The following is a 23,273-nucleotide window of genomic DNA, read 5'->3' as shown; positions in this document are numbered from 1 at the left end:
CCAAGATGACCGATCTTGTGCCGCTGCGCCGCGCGCTGATTTCCGTTTCCGACAAAACCGGTCTGATCGACCTGGCAACTGCTCTGCATCAGCGCGGGGTCGAATTGCTGTCGACGGGCGGGACGGCCAAAGCGATCCGCGACGCCGGTCTGCCGGTCAAGGACGTGTCCGAAGTCACCGGTTTCCCCGAGATGATGGACGGTCGGGTCAAGACCCTGCACCCCAAGGTGCATGGCGGTCTGCTGGCGCTGCGCGACAACGACGATCACGTCGCGGCCATGGATGAACACGGCATCGGCGCGATCGATCTGCTGGCCGTGAACCTCTACCCGTTTGAGGCCACCGTGGCCAAGGGCGCGGACTATGACGACTGCATCGAAAACATCGATATCGGTGGCCCCGCGATGATCCGCGCCGCCGCGAAAAACCATGGCTTTGTGAACGTGGTTGTGGATGTCGAGGATTATCAGGCCCTGTTGGACGAACTGGACGCCAACGATGGCGCTACGTCCCTGAAATTCCGTCAGAATCTGGCGCAAATCGCCTATGCACGCACCGCTGCCTATGACGCGGCTGTGTCGACGTGGATGGCCGCAGCCATTGGTCAAGAGACCCCGCGCCGTCGTGCGTTTGCCGGTACGCTGGCCCAGGGTCTGCGCTATGGTGAAAATCCGCACCAGTCGGCGGCGTTTTACACCGACGGCACCAACCGTCCGGGGGTTGCCACGGCCAAGCAATGGCAGGGCAAGGAACTTTCCTACAACAACATCAACGACACGGACGCGGCGTTTGAGCTGGTGTCGGAATTCGACCCCGCGAACGGTGCCGCCTGTGCGATCATCAAGCACGCCAACCCCTGTGGTGTGGCCAGCGGTGACAGCCTTGTTGAGGCCTACAAGCGCGCGTTTGATTGCGACCGCACCTCGGCGTTCGGCGGGATCATCGCGCTGAACCAAGAACTGGACGAGGCGACCGCCCAAGAGATCACCCAGATCTTTACCGAGGTGGTCATCGCCCCCTCGGCAACCGATGCCGCGCGTGAGGTGTTCGCCGCCAAAAAGAACCTGCGCCTGCTGACCACCGGTGGTCTGGCTGATTCGCGTGCGACCGCGCTGACCTATCGTCAGGTTGCCGGTGGTATGCTGGTTCAGGACAAGGACAACGGCCATATCGGTCTGGATGACCTCAAGGTTGTGACCAAACGCGCCCCGTCCGAGGACGAGCTGCGCGATCTGCTGTTCGCGTGGACCGTCGCCAAGCACGTCAAATCGAATGCGATCATCTATGCGAAAAACGGTGCAACCGTGGGTGTAGGCGCCGGCCAGATGAGCCGCGTCGACAGCACGCGCATCGCCGCCCGTAAATCGCAAGACATGGCCGAGGTTCTGGGCCTCGACGCGCCGCTGACCCAAGGGTCGGTTGTGGCGTCGGATGCGTTCTTTCCGTTTGCCGATGGCCTGCTGACCGCTGCCGAGGCCGGTGCGACTGCCCTGATCCAACCGGGTGGTTCGATGCGCGACAACGAAGTCATCGCCGCCGCTGATGAGGCCGGTCTGGCGATGGTCTTTACCGGCATGCGCCACTTCCGCCACTAAGCCCGAGGCCGCGACATGCGTTTGTTCTGGCTTGTCGCTGTAATCACTTTCGTGGCCGATCAGGCCACGAAATATGCTGTGGTATTGGGGCTGAACCTGCGCGAAATCGGCGTGATCGAGGTTTGGCCGCCTTACCTGACCTTCCGCATGGCATGGAACCGCGGCATCAATTTCGGCCTGTTTGCCGATGATGCGGCGGTGATGCGCTGGGTCCTGATTGTGCTGGCCGTGGGGATCAGTATCGGCGTGATCATCTACACGCGCCGCAATCTGGCGACCTTTGGCCGAATGGCGCTGATCGGCGCGGGATTGTTGGTCGGTGGCGCGCTTGGCAACGCGATTGACCGGATCGTGTTCGGGGCCGTGGCCGATTTCTTGAACATGTCCTGTTGTGGAATTGCCAATCCCTATGCATTTAATGTGGCGGATATCGCGATTTTCGCGGGCGTGTTCGCTATTGCCGTGTTTGGTGGTGACAAACAGACCGCGTGACGTGGGTAAACAGTTGCGCTACACAAGGCCCAAGAATGGGGCAGAGGAGTTCGGAATGCGTCTGACGCGCACAGCAGTTGCGATTGGCCTGATGGCGGGTCTGGCGGTGTCGGCGTGCTCACGCGAGGAATCTCCGCCGCCCCAATTGCTGAACCTTAAGAAAAGCGCCTCGGGACCCGACGAGTTCTCGATCCTGCCGAACAAGCCGATCGAAATCCCCGAGGATCTGGCGGCCCTACCCGAACCGACCCCGGGGGCAAGCAACCGTGTCGATCCGACCCCGTTGAAAGATGCCGTTGCCGCGTTGGGCGGGAACCCGTCGCGTCTGGATGACAACGGCGTGCCCGCGTCCGACAGCGCCCTGATCGCGCGCGCCACCCGTTTTGGTGTGGCCGAGGGCATTCGCACGACCCTTGCCGACGAGGACGAGGATTTCCGCCGCGACAATCCCGGTCGGTTCTTTGAACGTGTCTTTAGCGTGACCACCTATTTCCGCGCCTATGAAGATCTGTCTCTGGATCAGTTCGCGGAACTGGAACGCTGGCGTCGTCTGGGCGTGCTGACCGTCGGCGCGCCGCCCGAAGACGCGGCCAAGTACAAAGACGAAAGCTTCTTCACAAACAAGTAGAGGCCTTGAACCGCTGTCATTTTGGCGTAGCTATAATAGCAACCAAAAGTGGAGAGCGTGATGGGTCGATTGGCAAGTTTTGCCGCCGGTGTCGTCTGTGCCCTGACAGGGGGTGCGGCAGTCGCCGATGAGGTGACCACCTATCAACTGGACAACGGAATGGATGTTGTGGTGATCGAGGATCACCGCGCCCCCGTCGTGGTTCAGATGGTGTGGTACAAGGTCGGGGCCGCCGACGAACAGGCGGGCACATCCGGTGTCGCCCATTTCCTTGAACATCTGCTGTTCCGTGGGACCGAAAAATTCCCAGATGGCGAATTCTCGGCCCTGATTGAGGGCAACGGCGGTTCGTCGAACGCCTTTACCAGCTATGATTACACCGCCTATTTCCAACGGGTGGCGGCGGATCGTCTGGAACTGGTGATGCAGTTGGAATCGGATCGGATGACCGGCCTGTTGCTGGACGAAGAGATCGTCGCGACCGAGCGGAACGTGATCCTTGAGGAACGCAATCAACGCACCGAAAACGACCCCGGTGCCCTGTTTGCAGAGCAGCGCAGTGCGGCTCTTTACATGAACCATCCCTATGGCGTGCCGGTCATCGGCTGGAAACACGAGATGGAGCAACTGTCGCTGGACGATGCACAGACGTTCTATGAAACCTATTACGCGCCCAACAACGCCATTCTGGTTGTCGCGGGCGATGTGGATCCCGAAGAGGTCCATGAACTGGCGAAAACCTATTACGGCCCCCTAGCGCCGAGCGCGAACCTGCCCGAACGCGCCCGCCCGCAGGAACCGCCACAGCGCGCCGAGCGTCGGTTGACCTACACTGATCCGCGCGTCGCCCAACCCTATGTCATCCGCAGCTATCTGGCCCCCGAACGTGATCCTGGTGATCAGGACACGGCGGCGGCCCTGACCATGTTGGCGGCGCTGTTGGGCGGGGACGCGGCGACCTCGTTCCTTGGCGAACGGTTGCAGTTCGACAGCCAACGGTCGGTCTATACCTCGGCCTTTTATGACGGGTTTTCGATTGATGACGGGTCGTTCGGCCTGATCAACGTGCCGGTTCCGGGTGTCAGTCTGGATGAGGCCGAGGCCGATCTGGACGCCGCCGTGGCCGCGTTCATTGAGACCGGTGTCGACATGGAAAAATTCGAACGCCTGAAAACCCAGATCCGCGCGTCGGAAATTTACGCCAAGGATAGCACCCAAGGTCTGGCCCGTCGTTACGGTCAGGCATTGGCGATGGGGTTCTCGGTTGAGGACGTGCAGGCGTGGACCGAGACCTTGATGGCCGTCACGCCCGAGGATGTGATGGCCGCCGCCGACATGATTTTTGAGCGGAACAAGGCCGTGACGGGGTTCCTGACCCGACCCGAACCGCCCGCATCCGAAACCCCCGCGGAGGTGACCCAATGATCCGGCGTATTCTGATTTCCATCGCTCTGGTCTTTGGCGCGCTGCCCGCCGCCGCCGATGTCGATATCCAAGAGGTCACATCGCCCGGCGGGATCACCGCATGGCTGGTCGAAAGCCCCGAGATCCCGTTCATTTCGATGGAAATCCGGTTCAAGGGCGGCGCAGCACTGGACGATCCCGAAAAACGCGGGGCGGTGCACCTGATGGGCGCGTTGCTTGAGGAAGGGGCGGGCGACATGGATGCGCGCGCCTTTGCCATCGCGCGCGATAGTCTGGCGGCCTCGTTCGGCTATGACGTCTATCGCGATGCGGTGACCGTGTCGGCGGAATTCCTGACCGAAACACAGGATCAGGCGATTGATCTGCTGCACCAATCGCTGGTCGATCCGCGCTTTGACCAAGACGCGATTGACCGTGTGCGCGGACAGGTGATCTCGGTGATCCAGTCCGATGCGACCGATCCGAACTCCATCGCGGGGCAGGCGTTCAACCGCGCGGCCTTTGGCGATCATCCCTATGCCTTTCCGATTGAGGGCAGCCAAGAGAGCCTGATGGCGATCACCCGCGATGACCTGTTCGCCGCCAAAAACGCGACCATGGCGATGGACCGCGTGCATATCGGTGTGGTGGGCGACATCACGGCGGATCAGTTGGGTCCGATGTTGGACCGGTTGTTCGACGGGATGCCCGCAACGGGCAAGGCGCCGACGCCGGATGCCGAATTCGCGCTGACCGGTGGGGTGCAGGTCATCCCGTTTGACACGCCGCAATCGGTGGTGATTTTCGGGCATGAGGGCATTGATCGCGACGATCCCGATTTCTTTGCCGCGTTCATCCTGAACAGCATTCTGGGCGAGGGCGGGTTTGGCTCGCGCCTGATGCAAGAGGTACGGGAAAAGCGTGGCCTGACCTATGGTGTTTACACCTATCTCTACTCGCTGGAATCGGCGGACCTGTTGTTGGGCCAAGTGGCGTCGGCCAATGACCGCGTGGCCGAGGCCGTTTCGGTCATCCGCGACGAATGGGCCCGCGCCGCGCAGGATGGCGTGACGGCCGAGGAACTGGAAACCGCCAAGACCTATCTGACCGGTGCCTATCCCTTGCGGTTTGATGGCAACGGGCGCATCGCGAATATCCTTGCGGGGATGCAGGTTCAGGGCTTTGGCCTTGATTACATCAACACCCGCAACGATCGCGTAAATGCGGTGACGTTGGACGATGTGAACCGCATGGCGGCGCGATTGCTGGATGCGGAGGCGCTTAATTTCTACGTCGTCGGCGCGCCCGTGGGCCTTGAGACCACCAATTAATCAAGCGGGCCCACGTGGCCCGTTTCCCATACCCGAACGGCACCGAAAGCAGTGGCAGAATCGCCGCGCTGCGTGCTAATTCTTGTGGTATGAACTCGCCAACACCCCAAATAAGCGCAGATCGCCCCGTTATTCGTCAGCTGGATGAGGCCGCCATCAACCGGATTGCCGCCGGTGAGGTGATCGAACGTCCCGCGTCCGCGGTCAAGGAATTGGTCGAAAACGCGCTGGACGCAGGGGCCACGCGGATCGAGGTGACAATCGCCGACGGGGGCAAAACCCTGATCCGTGTTGCGGATGACGGTCACGGGATTGCGGCGGACGATCTGCCCCTTGCCCTGTCGCGCCATGCCACATCGAAAATCGATGGCAGCGACCTGTTGAACATCCACAGTTTCGGGTTTCGGGGCGAGGCCCTGCCGTCCCTTGGTGCCGTCGGTCGGTTGCAGATCACGTCGCGCGCGGGGGATGAGGCGTCACAGATTTCCGTCAACGGCGGTCAGATGTCCGAGGTGCGCCCCGCGGCCCTCAGCAAAGGGACGATTGTCGAGCTGCGCGATCTGTTTTTCGCCACGCCCGCGCGGTTGAAATTCCTGCGTTCGGACCGCGCCGAGACACAGGCGATTGGCGAGGTGGTGCGCAAACTGGCCATGGCGGAACCGTTTGTCGGCTTTACCCTGCGCGATGTGACGGGCGGGGGTGAGGGCCGTGTCAGTTTCCGCGCCGATCCCGAAAACGGGTCCCTATTCGATGCGCTGCACGGGCGGTTGGCGCGTATTCTGGGCAAGGAATTCGCGGAAAACTCCCTCCCCATTGATGCTGAGCGTGAGGGGTTTCACCTGACCGGATACGCCGCCCTGCCGACCTATTCGCGGGGCACATCGACGGCGCAACACCTGTTCGTCAATGGCCGTCCGGTAAAGGACAAGCTGTTGATCGGCGCGTTGCGCGGGGCCTATTCCGATTTCCTTAGCCGTGATCGCCACCCGTCTGTGGCCCTGTTCGTTGATTGCGATCCGCATATGGTCGACGTGAACGTGCATCCCGCCAAGGCCGAGGTGCGTTTTCGCGACCCCGGTATCGTGCGCGGGTTGATCGTGTCGGCGTTGCGCCATGCGCTGGCCGAGGCGGGGCATCGCGCATCGACCACCGTGGCGGGCGCGACATTAGGGGCGATGCGCCCCGAAACCGCGCCGCGCCCGAACCACGTCTATCAGATGGACCGCCCCAACCCCGGCGCGATCCGCAGCGCCTATCAAATGCAGGCCCCCGCGCCGGTCCAACACGGCTTTGCCGAGGCCCCGCGCGACACGGGGCTGGTGTTTGACGGCACGGATCAGCCGTCCGCGCGGGTCGAACCCATGCCTGAGCAGGTGGTTGAAAACACCGATCTGCCCCTTGGCGCGGCACGGGCGCAGGTGCATGAAAACTATATCATCGCCCAGACCAAAACCGGCATCGTCATTGTGGACCAACACGCCGCGCATGAACGTCTGGTCTATGAGCGCCTGAAACGCCAAATGGCCGAAAACGGTGTCGCGGCGCAGGCCCTGTTGATCCCCGAGATCGTTGATCTGTCCGACAATGACGCCGCCCGTTTGATGGAGATCGCCGATGATTTGGCCCGTCTTGGTCTGGTGATCGAACCGTTCGGCGGCGGGGCCGTGGCCGTGCGCGAAACCCCCGCCATTCTGGGTGAGGTAAACGCCAAGGCGATGCTGACCGATATTCTGGACGAGTTGGACGAGTTGGGCGACAGCCAGACGGTCAAAGACCGAATTGAGGCGATCCTGAGCCGCGTTGCCTGTCACGGCTCGATCCGCTCGGGCCGCCGGATGCAGGCCCAAGAGATGAACGCCCTACTGCGCGAGATGGAGGCGACCCCGCATTCCGGCCAATGCAACCACGGTCGCCCGACCTATGTGGAACTGCGCCTGTCCGATATCGAACGCCTGTTCGGGCGCACGTGATGACCCTGTTTGGACCTGAAATGACGTTAGATGATCCTGTGACGCTGGCCCTTTTGATCGGGGGAGGCTTGGCGCTGATCCTGATTGTTCTGATGATTGCCGTACTGCGGCGCGCGGGGCGGGCGGCGGATCTGTCGACGCCCCTGATCTATCAGATGGATCAACTGGGGCGCAGCGTTCAGGCCCTGTCGGACGGGCAACAGCAACTGGCGGGCGGTCTCAACCACGTGTCCGAGGCGCAATCGGCCAGTCAGGCGCGGGTGCTGCAACTGATGGAACAACGTCTTGCCGATGTGACCAAGGCGATGAACGACAACCTACAGGGCACGGCCACCCGCACCGCGCGCTCCCTTGGCGAATTGCAGCAACGTCTGGAAACCATCGACAAGGCACAGGCCAATATCGAAAAGCTGTCCGGCGATGTCCTGAGCCTGCAGGACATCCTGTCCAACAAACAGACCCGCGGCGCGTTCGGTGAGATTCAGTTGAACGATATCGTGGCCAAGGCCCTGCCGTCAGACAGCTATTCGATGCAGGTCACCCTGTCGAACGGCAAGCGCGCGGATTGCCTGATCCATCTGCCGAACCCGCCGGGCCCGATTGTGATCGACAGTAAATTCCCGCTGGAGGCCTATGAGGCCCTGCGCCGCGCCGAAACCCAGTATGAGTTGAACGAGGCGGCCAAGGCCCTGCGCACCGCCGTTCGCGTCCACATCAAGGCGATCTCGGAAAAGTACCTGATTGAGGGCGAAACCGCCGATGGCGCGTTGATGTTCCTACCGTCCGAGGCGGTCTATGCCGAGTTGCACGCGAATTTCCCCGAACTGGTGCGCGAAGGGTTCGATGCCCGCGTCTGGATCGTGTCCCCGACAACCTGTATGGCCACGTTGAACACCATGCGCGCGATCCTCAAAGACGCCCGTATGCGCGAACAGGCGGGCGCGATCCGCAAGACCCTGCGACTGCTGCACCGCGATGTGGAACTGGTCGTGCAACGCGTGGGCAAGCTGGACACCCATTTCCGTCAGGCCCGCGAAGACGTCGAAAGCATCGGTGTCGCCGCCGAACGCGCGGGTAAACGGGCGGCGAAACTCGACAACTTTGACTTTGAGGAACTGGCCCCCGAGGAGAGCGACAAAATCGTCGCGCTGCCCCGTACCGATTAGGGTTGAGTGTTGTGCGCCCCCGCGCAACACTGGGTCGAAACCACCAAAGGGGTTTAGACCATGCTTGAGATTCAGCCGGAAAAAGTCGCCCACGTCGCCATCCGTGCGCGTGAGATCGATGCCAAGGTCGGACGCTGGGACGGCAAGGGGGACACGGCGGATGCCGACACGATCCTAGAGACCCGCGCAGGCGATGCGACCGAGGGTGAGTTGCGCGCCTTTATCACCGCGCTCAACAGTGACGAACAGGCCAGTCTGGTCGCGGTGATGTGGATCGGGCGGGAAACCTTTGGCGCGGACGAACTGGCCGAGGCCATCCAGACCGCCAAGGATGAGGCAACCGGCCCGACGGCCGATTACCTTTTGGGGGTGCCCCTGCTGTCCGACTATCTTGAGGACGGGTTGGACGCGCTGGGCTTTAACCCCTCTGACCTTGAGGATGATCTCTATTGATCACCCGACCAGCGTGATGGTCGATTCACCCGCGCCACGGCGCAGGGCGTGCACATCCGCCAGTTCCGGATCGTTGATCCACGCCAGCGCGGCGTCGCGATCCGGAAACGACAGAACCCCCGCCATCGTCGGCAGCGGCAGCGACGCGTCCAGCGCAGTGGGTTCCATCGACGCGGCCTCGACCTTGCCGCCGTGTTTTTCCAACGCCGCGCCGGCCTTTTCGCGGTAGGCCATCAGGCTGTCTTTGTTGGTGATCGTCATGTGAATGGTTGCGTAAATCATGTGGGTGCCTCCGTATGTGCAGGGCGAATGTAGGCGCGTCCGCATGTGCAGAAATCGCGTGATTTTGTGCGGGTGACATGCAAAAATGCATGTATGCGTGATGATTGGGATAACCTGAAATCGGTTCTGTTTGTGGTGCGGCACGGGTCCCTGTCCGCCGCGGCCAAGGTCATGGGCGTCAGCTATACCACCCTGTCGCGGCGCATTTCGGCGGCGGAGGACAGCCTTGGCACCTTGTTGTTTGAACGACGCAAGGATGGGTTCGTCCCGACCGAAACAGGGCTGGTTGCCGCCAAACACGCCGAAGAGATGGAGGCGTCCGAAATCGGTCTGCGCCGGTTTCTGGATGGGCAGGACACGGGCCTGTCGGGTCCCCTGACGATCACCGCGCCCGAACTGTTGATCACGCACCATCTATGCCACGTTCTGGCCGAATACCGCGCGACCTATCCGGATGTGGACCTGACGGTGCGGGCGGGGAATGCGATGCTGGACCTTGATCGGCGCGACGCGGATTTAGCCATTCGGATCAGCCGTGACCCCGGTGACGACCTTGTCGGGCGGCGTTTGGCGGCGCAACACACGGCGGCCTTTGCCACGCCCGAACTGGTGGCGCGGATGCGTGAGGACCCAACCGCGCCGGTTGATTGGCTGGGGTTTGAATTCTGGAAAACCACGCCCAAGGACGCCTTGCCCGAGTACACAAACCAACGCATCGCGATGCGGTTCAACGATATGATGGCGGTGGTTGGCGCGGCGAAACTGGGCCTTGGGGTGGCGCGGATGCCGCTGTTCGTGGGTCGCGCGGTGCCGGAATTGGAACTGGCCCCGATCATGCCGCCGACGCCATATATGGACATCTGGGCCCTGTCACATCGCGACCTCAAGGATTCGGCGAAATTGCAGGCGTTCAAACGTCTCTTGGTGGCCTATTTCACCCGAAACGCGCATGTGTTTGTGGCCACGGATTAGGTCCAGACCACATCGCCCAGAAAGATATACCCGGCCCCGTAGATCGTTTTGATCAGGGCGGGATTGCGCGGGTCCTCACGCAGTTTGGTGCGCAGGCGCGAAATGCGGACATCCATCGCGCGGTCGAAACTTTCTCCGGCGGCACCGCCAAGGCTCTCTTGCATTTGTGTACGTGAAATCAGGCGTTTGGGACTGTCCAGAAACAGGCGCAGCACCTCGCCCTCGGCGTGGGAAAAGGGCACTTCAACCCCGTCCGGTGCGGTCAGGACATAGCGGTCGAAATGCGCCTGCCATCCGGCGAAGGTGGCATGCAATCCAGCACCGGAGGTATCGCGCCCCTTGCGCAGACGGGCGCGCACACGCGCGACGACCTCGGCCGGATCAAAGGGTTTGATGATGTAGTCATCCGCGCCTAGTTCCAGACCCGTCACCCGATCCTGCACCTGTGCACGGCCCGAAATAATGATGATCGACGCCCCCGATTCCAGCGCCAACCGATGCACCAACGCCAACCCGTCGCGATCCGGCAGGCCCAAATCGACAAGGCACACATCGGGCGCAGTGGTTTTCAACGCGGCCTCGAATTCTGTGGCGCGGGCATAGCTGTGGGTTTTGAACCCCGCCTCGCCCAAAGCATCGGACAGCATCAGACGGATCTGCGGCTCATCATCCAGAATGGCAACGGTCGGTGTGCTCATGCGGTGGCCTCGGCGGATAGGGTCCCGGCCAGACTCTGGACCGTGAACGGTTTTTGCAAGACGGAATAGGTGTCGGCTGCGGATTGACGTAGCGGGTTTTGCGCGGGCAGCGAGGTCATCAGCACCTTGTGCGCCGGATGATCGCGGGCGTCGAGCGCGCGCAACAGATCCACACCGGTCCGTTCGCCACGGATGTTGATGTCGGACAGAACCATGTTCAACCCCGGTAGATCGGCAAGCGCTTGGGCCTCGTCCGCGCTGGTCGCCTCAATCACGTTATGGCCCAGTTGGGTCAGCATTTCGCGCACGGACGTCCGGATGTCATCGTTGTCTTCGACCAACAGGACCAGCATTGGATCGCATTGCTGATCGGCGGGGCGCAGGGGGACGCGCAATGTTGCCTGTGCGCCGGTGCCCGTGTTGGCGAGATCGACACGCCCGCCCGACATTTTCGCAACGTCATAGACCATGGCAAGGCCAAGGCCCGACCCCTCGGCCCCTTTGGTCGTGAAAAACGGGTCCATCGCATGTTTCAAGGCGGTATCGCTGAACCCGTGGCCGGTGTCCGTAACAGACAGGTCCAGCCACGTGTCGCCCACTGCGGTGGCCGAAATCGTGATGCGACCAGGGCGGTGACCGATGGCATCGCGTGCGTTCAGGATCAGGTTCAAAAGGGCATCCTGCACCCCGCCGGTATCCAGCATGATCGGGCCATGCACGCCGTTCAAAACGGTTTCTAACGTGACGTTTTTCGGCAGGGCTGGGGCCGCCATGGTTTTGAGACCACCCAAGAATTCCCGCAAATCCGTGGCGACGGGGTGCATTTCACGTTTGCCCGACACGGACGCAATCCGGTCCAACAGAACGCCGCCACGCCGCGCGGCGCCTTGGGTCGCGGCGATCAATTCGCGGGCCTCATCCGTGGCGGCATGACGTTGCAACTGGCTCTGCATACCCAAGATGATCGTCAAAAGATTCGCGAAATCATGGGCCAGACCCGAGGTCAGTTGCGCGGCCAACTCACGCTTGCGCGTTTGGGTCAGGGCGGCGCGGGCTTGGGCCTCTTCGGTCATGTCGGTCGACATGATGTAGACGCCGTTCAGGGCCCCGTCGGGGCCAATGTCGGGCGTGAACACCGCGCGCACACGGCGGCCCGTATCGGCGTGGGTGAATTCGACCGTGCTGGGCGTGCCGGCAAGGGCCTGTTCGAAATGGGGCCTGATTTTCGCGAATGCATCCGCGCCGAGCGCCTGATCAATCGACAGGCCCACAATGTCGGATGGGCGCGACGGCATGATCGCGCTGAGCCGCCGGTTTGAATAGGTGTACCGGCGGTCCGTGCCCACATGCGCGATATGGGCGGGCATCATTTCGGTGACGGTCCGCGTGCGCGCCTCGATCTCGGTCAACTGGCGCTTGGCCTCTTCCAGCGCGGCGATGGTGGCGGCCAGTTCGCGGTTGGTTTGCGACAGGCGCTCGGCGTGGTTGAACACCTGATCCGACAGTTCCTCGGACCGCGTACGCAAAAGGGTTTCCTGTTGTTTAATCGCGGAAATATCGGTGTAGACTGTGACCCATCCCCCTTGGGGCAGGGGGCTGCCCTCAACGGAAATGGTGCGGCCATCGGGGCGTTGGCGTTCGATATAATGGGCCTCGAACGCGCGGGCCTGTTCGATGCGTTGCTGGACGACCTGATCGACGTCCTCGACGTCACCGTATTCGCCGCGCTCAACCAGAAACCGGATGGTTTCCCCGAAATCCGCACCCGGTGTGACAAAGGCATCGGGCAGGTGGAACATGTCGCGAAACGGCCGATTGCAGACGGCCAGTTTCAGGTCCGCGTCATAGATCGAAATCGCCTGTTGGATCAGGTTCAGACCGGCCTGTGTCAGGCGCGCGCGTTCGGGTTCAGACAATGCCATTCGGGTCTCCTCAGACATATGGCTAGCACTGCGGATACCCCGCGCAAAGCCCGCATTCACGCCCGTTACAATTCGTAAGAATTGGGAAAAATTCAGGAAATGTTTGACGCCAAGATAAAAACTATGTCGCTATGTGAGAAGAATCGCACAGCGATCGAGGACGTCGGACAACCGGCGCAGGGAGGAGAAAACTTGGCATCTGTAGCAACGCCTTTGGGCGATCTATGCTCTGTTCCCGCTCTACTAGAGCGGAATGTGCGCCAATACGGTGCAAAGCCGGCCTATCGCGAAAAAGAATTCGGGATTTGGCAAAGCTGGACCTGGGCGGAGGCCGCCGAGGAAATCAAGGCAATCGCCCTCGGGTTCATGGTTTTGGGTCTGAACCGTGGGGATCACGTCGCCATTATCGGGCGAAACCGTCCTGTACACTATTGGTCAATGGTCGCGGCCCAGATGTGCGGCGCCGTTCCGGTGCCCCTGTATCAAGACGCGGTCGCCGAAGAGATGGCCTATGTTCTCGAACATTGTAACGCGCGCTTTGTTGTGTGTGGCGATCAGGAACAGGTGGACAAGGTCATCGACGTTCAGGAGCGTGTCAGCGGCATTGATCAGGTGATCTATGCCGACAAACGCGGGATGCGAAAATATGACCACGGGCATCTGAACTGGCTGGACGATGTACAGGCCGAAGGGCGCGCCGCCGAAACCCGTTTGTCGGGGGAACTGGCCGCGCGGACGGCGGAACTGACGTATGACCATACCTGTGTGATGCTCTACACCTCGGGCACGACCGGCCGTCCAAAGGGCGTGGTTCTGTCCAACCGGAATATCATCGAAACCTCGCGCGCCTCGTCGGATTTCGACACTCTGACCAAGGACGAAGAGGTTCTGGCCTATCTGCCGATGGCATGGGTGGGCGATTTCATCTTTTCCATCGGTCAGGCGTTCTGGACGGGGTTCTGTGTGAACTGTCCCGAGAGCGCGGACACGATGATGACCGATCTGCGCGAAATCGGGCCGACCTATTATTTCGCCCCGCCGCGGATTTTCGAAACCCAGCTGACCAATGTGATGATCCGGATGGAGGACGCCGGACCGTTCAAGAAAAAGCTGTTCGATAAATATATGGCCATCGCGCGTCGTGTGGGTCCGGCCATTCTGGACGGCAAACCGGTCAGTGCGATGGACAAGGTGCAATATGCGCTTGGCAATCTGTTCGTTTACGGGCCGCTCAAAAACACGCTGGGGTTCAGCCGCGTGCGCGTCGGCTATACCGCGGGTGAGGCGATCGGGCCGGAGATTTTCGACTTCTACCGCTCGCTCGGGATCAACCTGAAACAGCTGTATGGTCAGACCGAGGCGTCGGTGTTCATCACCCAGCAACCCGATGGTGAGGTCCGCTCGGACACCGTCGGTGTGCCTTCGCCGGGCGTCGAGGTGCGCATCGCCGACAATGGCGAGGTGTTCTATCGCAGCCCGGGCGTGTTCGTCGAATATTTCAACAACGCCGAAAGCACCGCCTCGACCAAGGACGCCGAAGGTTGGGTCGCGACGGGGGATGCCGGTTTCTTTGAAGAGGGCACCGGACATCTGCGCATCATCGACCGCGCCAAGGATGTTGGCAAAATGGCCGACGGGTCCTTGTTCGCGCCGAAGTACGTTGAAAACAAACTGAAATTCTTCCCCGATGTGCTTGAGGCCGTGGTCTTTGGCAGTGGCAAGGACCAGTGTACCGCGTTCATCAATATCGACCTGACTGCCGTCGGCAACTGGGCCGAGCGCAACAACATCGCCTATGCGTCCTATCAGGAACTGGCAGGCCATCCGCAGGTGTTGGGCATGATTCAGGACCACGTCCAAGAGGTGAACCGCAGTGTCGCCGCCGACCCGATGCTGGCCGGATGTCAGGTGCATCGCTTTATCGTGCTGCACAAGGAACTGGACGCGGATGACGGCGAATTGACCCGCACGCGCAAGGTCCGCCGCAACGTGATCGAGGACAAGTTCGGGGACCTGATCACTGCGCTCTATGACGGGTCGGACAGTGTCTATACCGAAACCGAAGTCACCTATGAGGACGGGCGCAAAGGCAGCATCAAGGCCACCCTAAAAATCATGGAGGCCCAAGTGCAGCCCCAGACCAAAGACAGGATCGCAGCGGAATGAAAGATATAGCTGAAGGCTACGTCACCGCCGACGGCCGCAAGATCGGTGGAACCCTGATGGAGATGAAAAACATCACGCTGCGCTTTGGCGGGGTGGTGGCCATCAAGGATATTTCGTTCGACATCCGCGAGGGTGAAATCCGCGCCATCATCGGCCCGAACGGGGCCGGTAAGTCGTCGATGCTGAACGTCATCTCGGGGTTTTACATCCCGACCGAGGGTGAGGTCTGGTTCCGTGGGGAACCGCGCCCGCAAATGCGCCCCTATCAGGTCGCCCGCCAAGGCATCGCGCGCACGTTCCAGAACATCGCGTTGTTCAAGGGCATGTCGACGCTGGACAACATCATGACCGGTCGCATGACCCTGATGGAAAGCAACATGGCCCAACAGGCGTTCTGGTGGGGCCGCGCCCAGAAAGAAGAAAGCGAGCATCGCGAAAAGGTCGAAAAGATCATCGACTTTCTGGAAATTCAGGCCATCCGCAAAACGCCGGTGGGCCGTCTGCCCTATGGTTTGCAGAAACGTGTGGAATTGGGCCGTGCATTGGCGGCTGAACCCAAGCTGTTGCTGCTGGACGAACCGATGGCGGGCATGAACGTCGAGGAAAAAGAGGACATGAGCCGCTTTATCCTCGATGTGAACGACGAATTCGGCACCACGATCGCCCTGATCGAACACGACATGGGCGTGGTTATGGATCTGTCCGACCGCGTAGTTGTGATGGATTACGGCAAGAAAATCGGCGACGGCACCCCCGATGAGGTGCGCAACAACCAAGACGTGATCGACGCCTATCTGGGGGTAAGCCATGACTGATCAGTTTCTTTATGCAGTTGAGGTGATGCTCAACGGTCTGATGGCCGGTGTTCTCTATGCCCTCGTGGCGCTGGGGTTCGTTCTGATCTTTAAGGCGTCGGGGATTTTCAACTATGCCCAAGGGGTTATGGCCCTGTTCGCCGCGCTGACGCTTGTCGGGTTGCAGCAGGGACAGGTGCCCTTTGCACACCTGATCAACGCGATCTTCGGCACAGAGGTGCACCATTTCGGATGGCACTTGCCGGGGATTGTGGCGATTATCCTGACCATCGGAGTCATGGTGTTGCTGGCGATCATCATCGAAAAGGTGATCCTGAAACACCTCGTGAACCAAGAGCCGATCATCCTGTTCATGGCGACCATTGGCCTTGCCTATTTCCTTGAGGGCTTTGGCGACGTCATGTGGGGGTCCGACATCAAGACGCTGGACGTGGGTCTACCCCAAGGGGCCAGTTTCTGGGTCGAGGAAAAGACCGCGATTCTGGGCACCGATAACTTCTACGGGTTCTTCATCGACAAACTGGACATGGTAGCAGCCCTTGTTGCGGCCATTCTGGTAATCTCGCTGACGATCTTTAGCCAGTACTCGAAACAGGGCCGCGCCCTGCGCGCGGTGGCTGATGATCACCAAGCCGCGCTGTCGGTTGGCATTTCGCTGCGGTTCATCTGGGTTCTGGTGTGGTCGATTGCAGGGTTTGTCGCCCTTGTGGCGGGGATCATGTGGGGCGCCAAATCGGGTGTTCAGTTCTCGCTATCGCTGATCGCGCTCAAGGCGCTGCCGGTTCTGATGCTGGGCGGGTTCACGTCCATCCCAGGTGCTATCGTTGGCGGTCTGATCATCGGGGTCGGCGAGAAACTGTTTGAATTCACCATCGGTCCGATGATCGGCGGCGCGACGGAAAACTGGTTCGCCTATGTGCTGGCGCTGTTGTTCCTTGTGTTCCGTCCGCAGGGCCTGTTCGGCGAAAAAATCATTGAGAGGGTGTGAGCAATGAAGATCTGTTCCTTGACCTGTGTGATCGGGTGGCTGGCGTTCTGGGCCTTTGGGTTTCTGGCCATCTCGGCGCAAGGCGCGCCCAACTCTGAAATCATGACAAGTTCCCTGTTGGCCTTTGCGGGCCTGATGGCCGGGGCGGTGTCCTATCTGAAACTCGCACAGGGGATCCGCTGATGTTTTATCGTGAGGCCGGGGACTTTAAGACGTCCTACGTCAATGACAGCCAGACCTTTCCGATCCAGTTCGACCGCTGGCGGTACTATGCGGTTCTGTTCGTGGCGCTGGGCATCGTTCCCTTTGTGATCAACGACTATTGGGCCAGCGCGGTGTTCGTGCCGTTCCTGATCTATGCGATTGCTGCGATCGGGTTGAACATTCTGACGGGCTATTGCGGTCAGGTCAGCCTTGGCACCGGCGGGTTCATGGCCGTGGGCGCCTATGCGGTGTACAAGCTGATGACTGCATTCCCCGAGGTGAACATTATCTTCCATGTCTTGGGTGCGGGGATCATCACCGCCGGTGTGGGCGTTCTGTTCGGTCTGCCCAGTCTGCGGATTAAGGGGTTCTACCTTGCCGTGGCGACCCTTGCGGCCCAGTTCTTTCTGGTCTGGCTGTTTAACAAGGTGCCGTGGTTCTACAACTATTCTGCATCGGGTCAGATCAGCGCGCCGGAACGTACCCTTGCGGGTATCGCCCTGACGGGGCCTGAGGCATCGGCAACCGCAAAGTACCTTGTGTGTCTGGGGTTTGTGTTTGTGCTGGCATGGCTGGCGCGCAACCTGACGCGCGGCACGGTCGGGCGCAGCTGGATGGCGATCCGCGACATGGACATCGCCGCCGAAATCATCGGGGTGAACCCGCTGCGCGCGAAACTGACGGCCTTTGCGGTGTCGTCCTTCTTTATCGGGATCGCGGGTGCGCTGTTCTTTTCGGTCTATCTGGGCGCGGTCGAGGTCGGTGAGGCCTTCGGCATCAACAAGTCCTTCTTGGTCCTCTTCATGGTGATCATTGGCGGGCTTGGGTCCATCTTCGGCAGCTTTGCCGGTGCGGCCTTTCTGGTTCTGTTGCCGGTGTTCCTGAAAAACGTTCTGGTTGGCGGCCTTGGCTGGCCCACGGATTTGGCCGCGCATCTGGAACTGATGATTGTGGGCGGGTTGATCGTGTTCTTCCTGATCGCCGAGCCCCACGGTCTGGCGCAACTTTGGCGACTGGCCAAGGAAAAGCTGCGCCTGTGGCCGTTCCCGCACTAACGCGGGTCAAGGATTGGCCTGTCCCAATGGCGGGGCAGGTCGGTGAAACGCCCGGCCAACACCGGGTTTCGCGGACAAGCGATGAGGAGCGCGACGTCCGCCCCTGCCAAACAACGGCAGGTTAACAACGGGAGGAATACAAGAATGAAATCCAAACTGACCATGTTGACCGCAGCGGCGGTCATGGCTGCGGGTCCGGCTCTGGCCGATCTGGTTTTCCCGTCGCTCAGCTATCGCACGGGGCCTTATGCGGCGAACGGCATTCCGTTTGCTGACGGGTATGAGGACTACTTTACCCTCGTGAACCAGCGTGACGGCGGCATCGGCGGTGTCATGGCCAAGGTGATCGAATGCGAGACCGGCTATAACACCGAGAAGGGTGTGGAATGCTATGAATCGACCAAGGGCGAAGGCGCGCTGATCTATCAACCGCTGTCGACCGGTATCACCTATCAGCTGATCCCCAAAGTGACCGCAGACGGCATCCCCCTGCACACCATGGGCTATGGCCGGACCTCGGCGAAGAACGGTAAAACGTTCGAGTGGGTGTTCAACTATCCCGCCAACTACTGGGACGGTGCATCCATCGCGGTGAACCACATTCTGGACGAGAACGGTGGCGACATCAGCGGCAAAAAAATCGCGCTGGTCTATCACAACTCGGCCTATGGCAAGGAACCGATCCGCACGCTTGAGGAACTGTCGGCCAAGCACGGCTTTGACCTGACCCTGCTGCCCGTTGACCACCCTGGTCAGGAGCAGAAATCGCAGTGGCTGCAAATCCGTCGTGAACGCCCCGATTACGTTGTGATGTGGGGCTGGGGCGTGATGAACCAGGTCGCCATCCAAGAAGCCGCGAACATCCGCTTCCCGATGGAAAACTTCATCGGTGTCTGGTGGTCCGGTTCGGAAAACGACGTGAAACCGGTTGGTGCTGCGGCCAATGGCTATAAGGCGCTGAACATGCATATGCCGGGCGCGGATTTCCCGATCTACGACGACCTGAAGACCCACGTTTATGACGCTGGTCTGTCGTCGGGTGCGGGCGATCAGGCCGGTACGGTTCTGTATAACCGCGGCATGTACGCGGCGATGCTGGCCGTTGAGGCCGCCAAGGTGGCACAGGAAATCCACGGCACTGCCGACATCACCCCCGCGATGATGCGCGACGGTATGGAAGCCCTGAACATCACCGAGGAAAAGATGGCCGAACTGGGCCTGCCGAACTTTGGTCCGACCTTCTCGGTCAGCTGTGAAAACCACGGCGGCGACGGTCTGGGCATCGTTCAGCAGTGGGACGCAGCCGCAGGCAAGTGGAACGCGATCACCGACTATATCCAATCGGATTCGGCTGTGATCGACGCGCTGATCGCTGAGGACAGCGGCGCCTACGCCTCGGAAAACAACATCTCCGAGCGGTGTAACTAATCCTCCAGGCCCCGGCCTGTCATGGGCCGGGGTTCCTCTCACTTCTATTGATGGATGCATGATGCTTGACGGCGCACAGACCCCAGAGAACCTGCTAGAGGTCAACAATATCGAGGTGATCTACAACCACGTCATTCTGGTTCTGAAAGGCGTCAGCCTGACCGTGCCAAAAGGCGGGATCACGGCCCTGTTGGGCGGCAACGGCGCAGGCAAGACCACGACGCTCAAGGCGGTGTCGAACCTGCTGCATTCCGAACGCGGCGAGGTCACCAAAGGGTCGATTTCCTATCGCGGCCAGCGGGTGCAGGATTTGAACCCTGCCGAATTGGTGAAGCGCGGTGTTATTCAGGTGATGGAAGGCCGTCACTGTTTCGAACACCTGACGGTTGAGGAAAACCTGCTGACCGGCGCCTATACGCGCGGCGAGGGCAAGGGCGCAATCGCCGCCGACCTCGAAATGGTCTATGAGTATTTCCCCCGTCTCAAAGAGCGCCGCAAAAGTCAGGCGGGCTATACCTCGGGCGGTGAGCAACAGATGTGCGCAATCGGTCGGGCCCTGATGTCGCGCCCCGAAACCATTCTGTTGGACGAACCGTCCATGGGTCTCGCGCCACAGCTGGTCGAACAGATTTTCGAGATCGTCAAATCGGTGAATGAAAACGAAGGCGTGTCCTTCCTCCTTGCCGAGCAGAACACCAACGTCGCCCTTCGGTACGCGCATTACGGCTATATCCTCGAATCCGGTCGGATTGTGATGGATGGCCCCGCCGCCGAACTGCGCGAAAACCCCGACGTCAAAGAATTCTACCTCGGTGTGTCCGAGGAAGGCCGCAAGAGCTTTCGCGACGTGCGGTCCTATCGCCGCCGCAAGCGCTGGCTGAGCTGACAAAGGAGACAAGGATGAGCTTTTACGACAAGCTTGAAACCCGTTCGGCCGACGAACGGGCAGGGGACCTTGCGCGCGATCTACCGGCGCAAATCGCCCGCGCCCGCGCTCTTTCGGGCTATGCGGACAGCCTTGCCAGTGTCGATCCGGCGGCCATTACAACGGTTGCCGATCTGGCGGCGCTGCCTGTGTTGCGCAAATCCGAAATCGGTCAGGCACAGGCGACCAACGCCCCCCTTGGCGGGTTTGCGTCGCACGACACCTCGGCCTTTGCCCACATCTTTCAATCGCCGGGCCCGATCTACGAACCGGGCGGTGTCGATCATGATTGGTGGCGCATGGGGCGGTTCCTGAACGCCTGTGGCATCGGGACGGGGGACATCGTCCAGAACTGTTTCGGCTATCACCTGACCCCCGCCGGCATGATCTTTGAAAACGGCGCGCGCGCGGTCGGCGCAGCGGTTTTACCGGCGGGCACGGGGCAGACCGAATTACAGGCCCGCGCGGCCCATGACATCGGCGTCACCGCCTACGCGGGCACGCCCGATTACCTCAAGGTGATCCTCGATAAGGCCGCCGAGATGAACCTGCCCCTGTCCATCACCAAGGCGGCGGTCGGCGGCGGCGCCCTGTTCCCCAGCCTGCGTCAGGAATACGCCGATCGCGGTATCACCTGCCTGCAATGCTATGCCACGGCGGACCTTGGCAACATCGCCTATGAAAGCCCCGCGATGGAGGGCCTGATCATCGACGAGGGCGTCATCGTGGAAATCGTCACCCCCGGCACCGGCGATCCTGTCGAGCCCGGTCAGGTGGGCGAGGTCGTCGTCACCACCCTCAACCCCGACTATCCACTGATCCGCTTTGCCACGGGTGATCTCTCCGCCATCCTGCCGGGTCAATCGCCCTGCGGCCGCACGAATACCCGGATCAAGGGCTGGATGGGTCGCGCGGACCAAACCACCAAAATCAAAGGCATGTTCGTCCGCCCCGAACAGGTCGCGGAATTCGTACGTCGCTATGACGACGTCACCCGTGCCCGTGTCATCGCCACCCGTGAAAACGAAATGGACATCATGACGGTTCAGATCGAAACCACCAACACGGATGCAAACACCTACGACGGGGCACTGCGCGACATCCTGAAACTCAAGGCGCGCATCGAACTGCACGCCCCAAACAGCCTGCCCAATGATGGCAAGGTCATCGACGACCAACGGACCTACGACTGACCCTTTCATCTTGGTCCAAATACTCCGGGGGAACGCAGGCCCCGGCCTGCGTGGGGGCAGCGCCCCCGCCCCGACCTCCACCTAAACCATCTGGTCAAAATTTTTACGAAACCGACGCAAACGCGTCACCCACCCGTTACATGCCCCCGATACGCGGTCCCAAGGCATCGCACCTATCGGGGCTGATCGCGGGGGCCTGTCCCTCTGATCCCCACGCAGGGCGTGCACGAAAAATGCGCCCATCGGGCATTTGATCGGAGAGAGACAATGAAAAAACTGACCCTCGCGTCGGCCGCGCTGAGCGCGCTTTGGACCGGCGCTGCGTTCGCTGAAACCGAAATCACCTGGTGGCACGCCATGGGTGGGGATCTGGGCGAAACCGTCAACCAGATCGCGGCTGATTTCAACGCTTCGCAGGACGACTACAAAATCACCCCCGTCTTCAAAGGCACCTATGAGGAAACCCTGACCGCAGGTATCGCCGCCTTCCGTGCCGGTGAACAGCCCAACATCATGCAGGTGTTTGACGCTGGCGCCGCGACCGTCATCGGTGCCAAAGGCGCGACCGTTCCGGTTCAGGACCTGCTGACCGAGAATGGCGTTGATTTCGACATCAACGACTACATCTCGGGCGTGCGTTACTTCTACGCCGACGCTGATGGCAAAATGATCGGCATGCCGTTCAACTCGTCCTCGCCGGTGATGTATTACAACGTCGACGCTCTGGCCGCTGCCGGTGTTGCGGCCCCCAAAACTTGGGAAGAGTTCCAGACCGTCACCGCCCCCGCGCTGAAAGAGGCCGGTTACACCGCCCTGTCGCAGTCGCACCTGCCGTGGATCTTCACCGAAAACTTCATGTCGCGCCACAACCTGCCGTTCGCCACGAACGACAACGGCTATACCGGCACCGACACCAAAATTCTGGTGAACAACGACGCGATCAAGGCCCACTTTACCGCCGTCACCGACTGGCAGGATCAGGGCTATTTCGAATGGTTCGGCACCGGTTGGGGCGACAACCAGACCCCGTTCGAAGAAGGCAAAGTTGCGATCTGGCTCGGCTCGTCGGGGTCGTTCGGCGGTCTGGCGAACAAGGATCTGGGCTTTGAATTCTCGGCCGATTACCTGCCCTATTGGGAGGCTGTGACCGACGCCCCCACCCAGACCTTCATCGGTGGTGCGGCCCTGTTCGCGATGGCTGGCAAATCGGACGCCGAGAACAAAGCAACCGCCGCGTTCTTTGAATACATGACCAAGCCCGAGACCCAGTACTTCTGGCATCAGGAAACCGGTTACGTTCCGATCACCGAAGCCGCCTATGACCTTGCCAAGGCCGACGGTCACTATGACCGCAACCCCGCCGCCGAGGTTGGCATCAAGCAACTGTCGCTGCCCGCTGGTGAATACACCAAAGGCTATCGCATGGGGTTCTACGTTCAAATCCGCGACGTGATGAACCGTGAATTCGGTCGCATCCTGACCGGCGAAACCTCGGTTGAGGACGCGTTCAACGCCATCGAACGCGAAGCAAACGACCTGCTGGCCCGTTTCGCCAAGACCCAAGGCTAAGGCCCGGTCCATCCAAG

21 protein-coding genes are annotated in these 23,273 nt (G+C 60.8%); 18 read left to right on the top strand and 3 right to left on the bottom strand.

The window, feature by feature from the left end; all coding sequences use genetic code 11:
• The first annotated feature begins 5 nt into the window (after positions 1 to 5).
• The 8 genes from purH to R1W00_RS12640 all read left to right on the top strand — a co-directional run bounded on the left by purH (position 6) and on the right by R1W00_RS12640 (position 9,039).
• Complete coding sequence (purH, locus tag R1W00_RS12675; RefSeq protein ID WP_317263120.1) at positions 6 to 1,595, top strand: bifunctional phosphoribosylaminoimidazolecarboxamide formyltransferase/IMP cyclohydrolase; 1,590 nt, start codon at positions 6 to 8, stop codon at positions 1,593 to 1,595.
• Between the two features lie 15 nt (positions 1,596 to 1,610).
• Complete coding sequence (gene lspA, locus R1W00_RS12670) at positions 1,611 to 2,087, top strand: signal peptidase II (protein ID WP_317263119.1); 477 nt, start codon at positions 1,611 to 1,613, stop codon at positions 2,085 to 2,087.
• 55 nt (positions 2,088 to 2,142) lie between these two features.
• Positions 2,143 to 2,715: a DUF3035 domain-containing protein gene (locus R1W00_RS12665; RefSeq protein ID WP_410901554.1), complete on the top strand. Its 573-nt coding sequence runs from the start codon at positions 2,143 to 2,145 to the stop codon at positions 2,713 to 2,715.
• Between the two features lie 60 nt (positions 2,716 to 2,775).
• Positions 2,776 to 4,140, top strand: a complete 1,365-nt coding sequence (locus tag R1W00_RS12660) for a pitrilysin family protein (RefSeq protein ID WP_317263118.1) — start codon at positions 2,776 to 2,778, stop codon at positions 4,138 to 4,140.
• Positions 4,137 to 5,450: a pitrilysin family protein gene (locus tag R1W00_RS12655; RefSeq protein ID WP_317263117.1), complete on the top strand. Its 1,314-nt coding sequence runs from the start codon at positions 4,137 to 4,139 to the stop codon at positions 5,448 to 5,450. Before R1W00_RS12660 ends, R1W00_RS12655 begins: the two co-directional genes overlap by 4 nt.
• Before the next feature lie 89 nt (positions 5,451 to 5,539).
• A complete protein-coding gene (gene mutL, locus R1W00_RS12650; protein WP_317263116.1) occupies positions 5,540 to 7,420 on the top strand; it encodes a DNA mismatch repair endonuclease MutL in 1,881 nt (626 codons plus the stop codon).
• Positions 7,417 to 8,586, top strand: a complete 1,170-nt coding sequence (locus tag R1W00_RS12645; protein ID WP_410901553.1) for a DNA recombination protein RmuC — start codon at positions 7,417 to 7,419, stop codon at positions 8,584 to 8,586. Before mutL ends, R1W00_RS12645 begins: the two co-directional genes overlap by 4 nt.
• A gap of 60 nt (positions 8,587 to 8,646) precedes the next feature.
• Positions 8,647 to 9,039, top strand: a complete 393-nt coding sequence (locus R1W00_RS12640) for a DUF3775 domain-containing protein (protein WP_317263114.1) — start codon at positions 8,647 to 8,649, stop codon at positions 9,037 to 9,039.
• On the opposite strand, the gene R1W00_RS12635 is transcribed toward R1W00_RS12640, so the two are convergent.
• On the bottom strand, positions 9,040 to 9,321 hold the full coding sequence (locus R1W00_RS12635) for a DUF1330 domain-containing protein (protein WP_317263113.1): 282 nt from the start codon (positions 9,319 to 9,321) through the stop codon (positions 9,040 to 9,042).
• Positions 9,322 to 9,414: 93 nt separating this feature from the next.
• Here R1W00_RS12635 and R1W00_RS12630 point away from each other — a divergent pair, with 93 nt between their 5' ends.
• Complete coding sequence (locus R1W00_RS12630) at positions 9,415 to 10,293, top strand: LysR family transcriptional regulator (RefSeq protein ID WP_317263112.1); 879 nt, start codon at positions 9,415 to 9,417, stop codon at positions 10,291 to 10,293.
• Here the strand turns inward: R1W00_RS12630 and R1W00_RS12625 are convergent.
• Positions 10,290 to 10,991: a response regulator transcription factor gene (locus tag R1W00_RS12625; RefSeq protein ID WP_317263111.1), complete on the bottom strand. Its 702-nt coding sequence runs from the start codon at positions 10,989 to 10,991 to the stop codon at positions 10,290 to 10,292. The two genes, R1W00_RS12630 and R1W00_RS12625, sit on opposite strands and share 4 nt — an antisense overlap.
• Positions 10,988 to 12,913, bottom strand: coding sequence for a PAS-domain containing protein (locus tag R1W00_RS12620; protein ID WP_317263110.1), 1,926 nt, complete (start codon positions 12,911 to 12,913; stop codon positions 10,988 to 10,990). Before R1W00_RS12620 ends, R1W00_RS12625 begins: the two co-directional genes overlap by 4 nt.
• Before the next feature lie 192 nt (positions 12,914 to 13,105).
• Between R1W00_RS12620 and R1W00_RS12615 the strand changes: the two genes are divergently transcribed.
• The 9 genes from R1W00_RS12615 to R1W00_RS12575 all read left to right on the top strand — a co-directional run bounded on the left by R1W00_RS12615 (position 13,106) and on the right by R1W00_RS12575 (position 23,256).
• Positions 13,106 to 15,079, top strand: a complete 1,974-nt coding sequence (locus R1W00_RS12615) for an AMP-binding protein (protein WP_317263109.1) — start codon at positions 13,106 to 13,108, stop codon at positions 15,077 to 15,079.
• Positions 15,076 to 15,894 (top strand): ABC transporter ATP-binding protein, encoded by an 819-nt coding sequence (locus tag R1W00_RS12610; RefSeq protein WP_317263108.1) that lies wholly within the window; start codon positions 15,076 to 15,078, stop codon positions 15,892 to 15,894. Before R1W00_RS12615 ends, R1W00_RS12610 begins: the two co-directional genes overlap by 4 nt.
• Positions 15,887 to 16,882 (top strand): branched-chain amino acid ABC transporter permease, encoded by a 996-nt coding sequence (locus R1W00_RS12605; protein ID WP_317263107.1) that lies wholly within the window; start codon positions 15,887 to 15,889, stop codon positions 16,880 to 16,882. The genes R1W00_RS12610 and R1W00_RS12605 overlap by 8 nt, the downstream gene beginning before the upstream one ends.
• Before the next feature lie 3 nt (positions 16,883 to 16,885).
• Positions 16,886 to 17,065, top strand: a complete 180-nt coding sequence (locus tag R1W00_RS12600; RefSeq protein ID WP_317263106.1) for a hypothetical protein — start codon at positions 16,886 to 16,888, stop codon at positions 17,063 to 17,065.
• Entirely contained in the window at positions 17,065 to 18,141 is a 1,077-nt protein-coding gene (locus R1W00_RS12595) for a branched-chain amino acid ABC transporter permease (RefSeq protein WP_317263105.1), read from the top strand. Before R1W00_RS12600 ends, R1W00_RS12595 begins: the two co-directional genes overlap by 1 nt.
• Positions 18,142 to 18,285: 144 nt before the next feature.
• Entirely contained in the window at positions 18,286 to 19,569 is a 1,284-nt protein-coding gene (locus R1W00_RS12590; RefSeq protein ID WP_317263104.1) for an ABC transporter substrate-binding protein, read from the top strand.
• A 61-nt stretch (positions 19,570 to 19,630) separates the two neighbouring features.
• Positions 19,631 to 20,455, top strand: coding sequence for an ABC transporter ATP-binding protein (locus R1W00_RS12585; protein WP_317263363.1), 825 nt, complete (start codon positions 19,631 to 19,633; stop codon positions 20,453 to 20,455).
• Positions 20,456 to 20,469: 14 nt separating this feature from the next.
• Positions 20,470 to 21,687: an AMP-binding protein gene (locus tag R1W00_RS12580; RefSeq protein WP_317263103.1), complete on the top strand. Its 1,218-nt coding sequence runs from the start codon at positions 20,470 to 20,472 to the stop codon at positions 21,685 to 21,687.
• Between the two features lie 267 nt (positions 21,688 to 21,954).
• A complete protein-coding gene (locus tag R1W00_RS12575) occupies positions 21,955 to 23,256 on the top strand; it encodes an extracellular solute-binding protein (protein WP_317263102.1) in 1,302 nt (433 codons plus the stop codon).
• The last annotated feature ends 17 nt before the right edge of the window (positions 23,257 to 23,273 follow it).

The organism is Rhodovulum sp. FJ3 (assembly GCF_032918305.1).
In the GTDB taxonomy this organism is placed as follows: domain Bacteria; phylum Pseudomonadota; class Alphaproteobacteria; order Rhodobacterales; family Rhodobacteraceae; genus SAT37.
The sequence above is the reverse complement of the archived record's forward strand: the minus strand, read 5'-3'. Positions and strand labels throughout refer to the sequence as shown.

Coding starts and splice junctions, on each gene's coding strand:
- purH (WP_317263120.1), top strand. CDS start 6: ATGACCGATCTTGTGCCGCTGCGCCGCGCGCTGATTTCCGTTTCCGAC.
- lspA (WP_317263119.1), top strand. CDS start 1,611: ATGCGTTTGTTCTGGCTTGTCGCTGTAATCACTTTCGTGGCCGATCAG.
- R1W00_RS12665 (WP_410901554.1), top strand. CDS start 2,143: ATGCGTCTGACGCGCACAGCAGTTGCGATTGGCCTGATGGCGGGTCTG.
- R1W00_RS12660 (WP_317263118.1), top strand. CDS start 2,776: ATGGGTCGATTGGCAAGTTTTGCCGCCGGTGTCGTCTGTGCCCTGACA.
- R1W00_RS12655 (WP_317263117.1), top strand. CDS start 4,137: ATGATCCGGCGTATTCTGATTTCCATCGCTCTGGTCTTTGGCGCGCTG.
- mutL (WP_317263116.1), top strand. CDS start 5,540: ATGAACTCGCCAACACCCCAAATAAGCGCAGATCGCCCCGTTATTCGT.
- R1W00_RS12640 (WP_317263114.1), top strand. CDS start 8,647: ATGCTTGAGATTCAGCCGGAAAAAGTCGCCCACGTCGCCATCCGTGCG.
- R1W00_RS12635 (WP_317263113.1), bottom strand. CDS start 9,321: ATGATTTACGCAACCATTCACATGACGATCACCAACAAAGACAGCCTG.
- R1W00_RS12630 (WP_317263112.1), top strand. CDS start 9,415: ATGCGTGATGATTGGGATAACCTGAAATCGGTTCTGTTTGTGGTGCGG.
- R1W00_RS12625 (WP_317263111.1), bottom strand. CDS start 10,991: ATGAGCACACCGACCGTTGCCATTCTGGATGATGAGCCGCAGATCCGT.
- R1W00_RS12620 (WP_317263110.1), bottom strand. CDS start 12,913: ATGGCATTGTCTGAACCCGAACGCGCGCGCCTGACACAGGCCGGTCTG.
- R1W00_RS12610 (WP_317263108.1), top strand. CDS start 15,076: ATGAAAGATATAGCTGAAGGCTACGTCACCGCCGACGGCCGCAAGATC.
- R1W00_RS12605 (WP_317263107.1), top strand. CDS start 15,887: ATGACTGATCAGTTTCTTTATGCAGTTGAGGTGATGCTCAACGGTCTG.
- R1W00_RS12600 (WP_317263106.1), top strand. CDS start 16,886: ATGAAGATCTGTTCCTTGACCTGTGTGATCGGGTGGCTGGCGTTCTGG.
- R1W00_RS12595 (WP_317263105.1), top strand. CDS start 17,065: ATGTTTTATCGTGAGGCCGGGGACTTTAAGACGTCCTACGTCAATGAC.
- R1W00_RS12590 (WP_317263104.1), top strand. CDS start 18,286: ATGAAATCCAAACTGACCATGTTGACCGCAGCGGCGGTCATGGCTGCG.
- R1W00_RS12585 (WP_317263363.1), top strand. CDS start 19,631: ATGCTTGACGGCGCACAGACCCCAGAGAACCTGCTAGAGGTCAACAAT.
- R1W00_RS12580 (WP_317263103.1), top strand. CDS start 20,470: ATGAGCTTTTACGACAAGCTTGAAACCCGTTCGGCCGACGAACGGGCA.
- R1W00_RS12575 (WP_317263102.1), top strand. CDS start 21,955: ATGAAAAAACTGACCCTCGCGTCGGCCGCGCTGAGCGCGCTTTGGACC.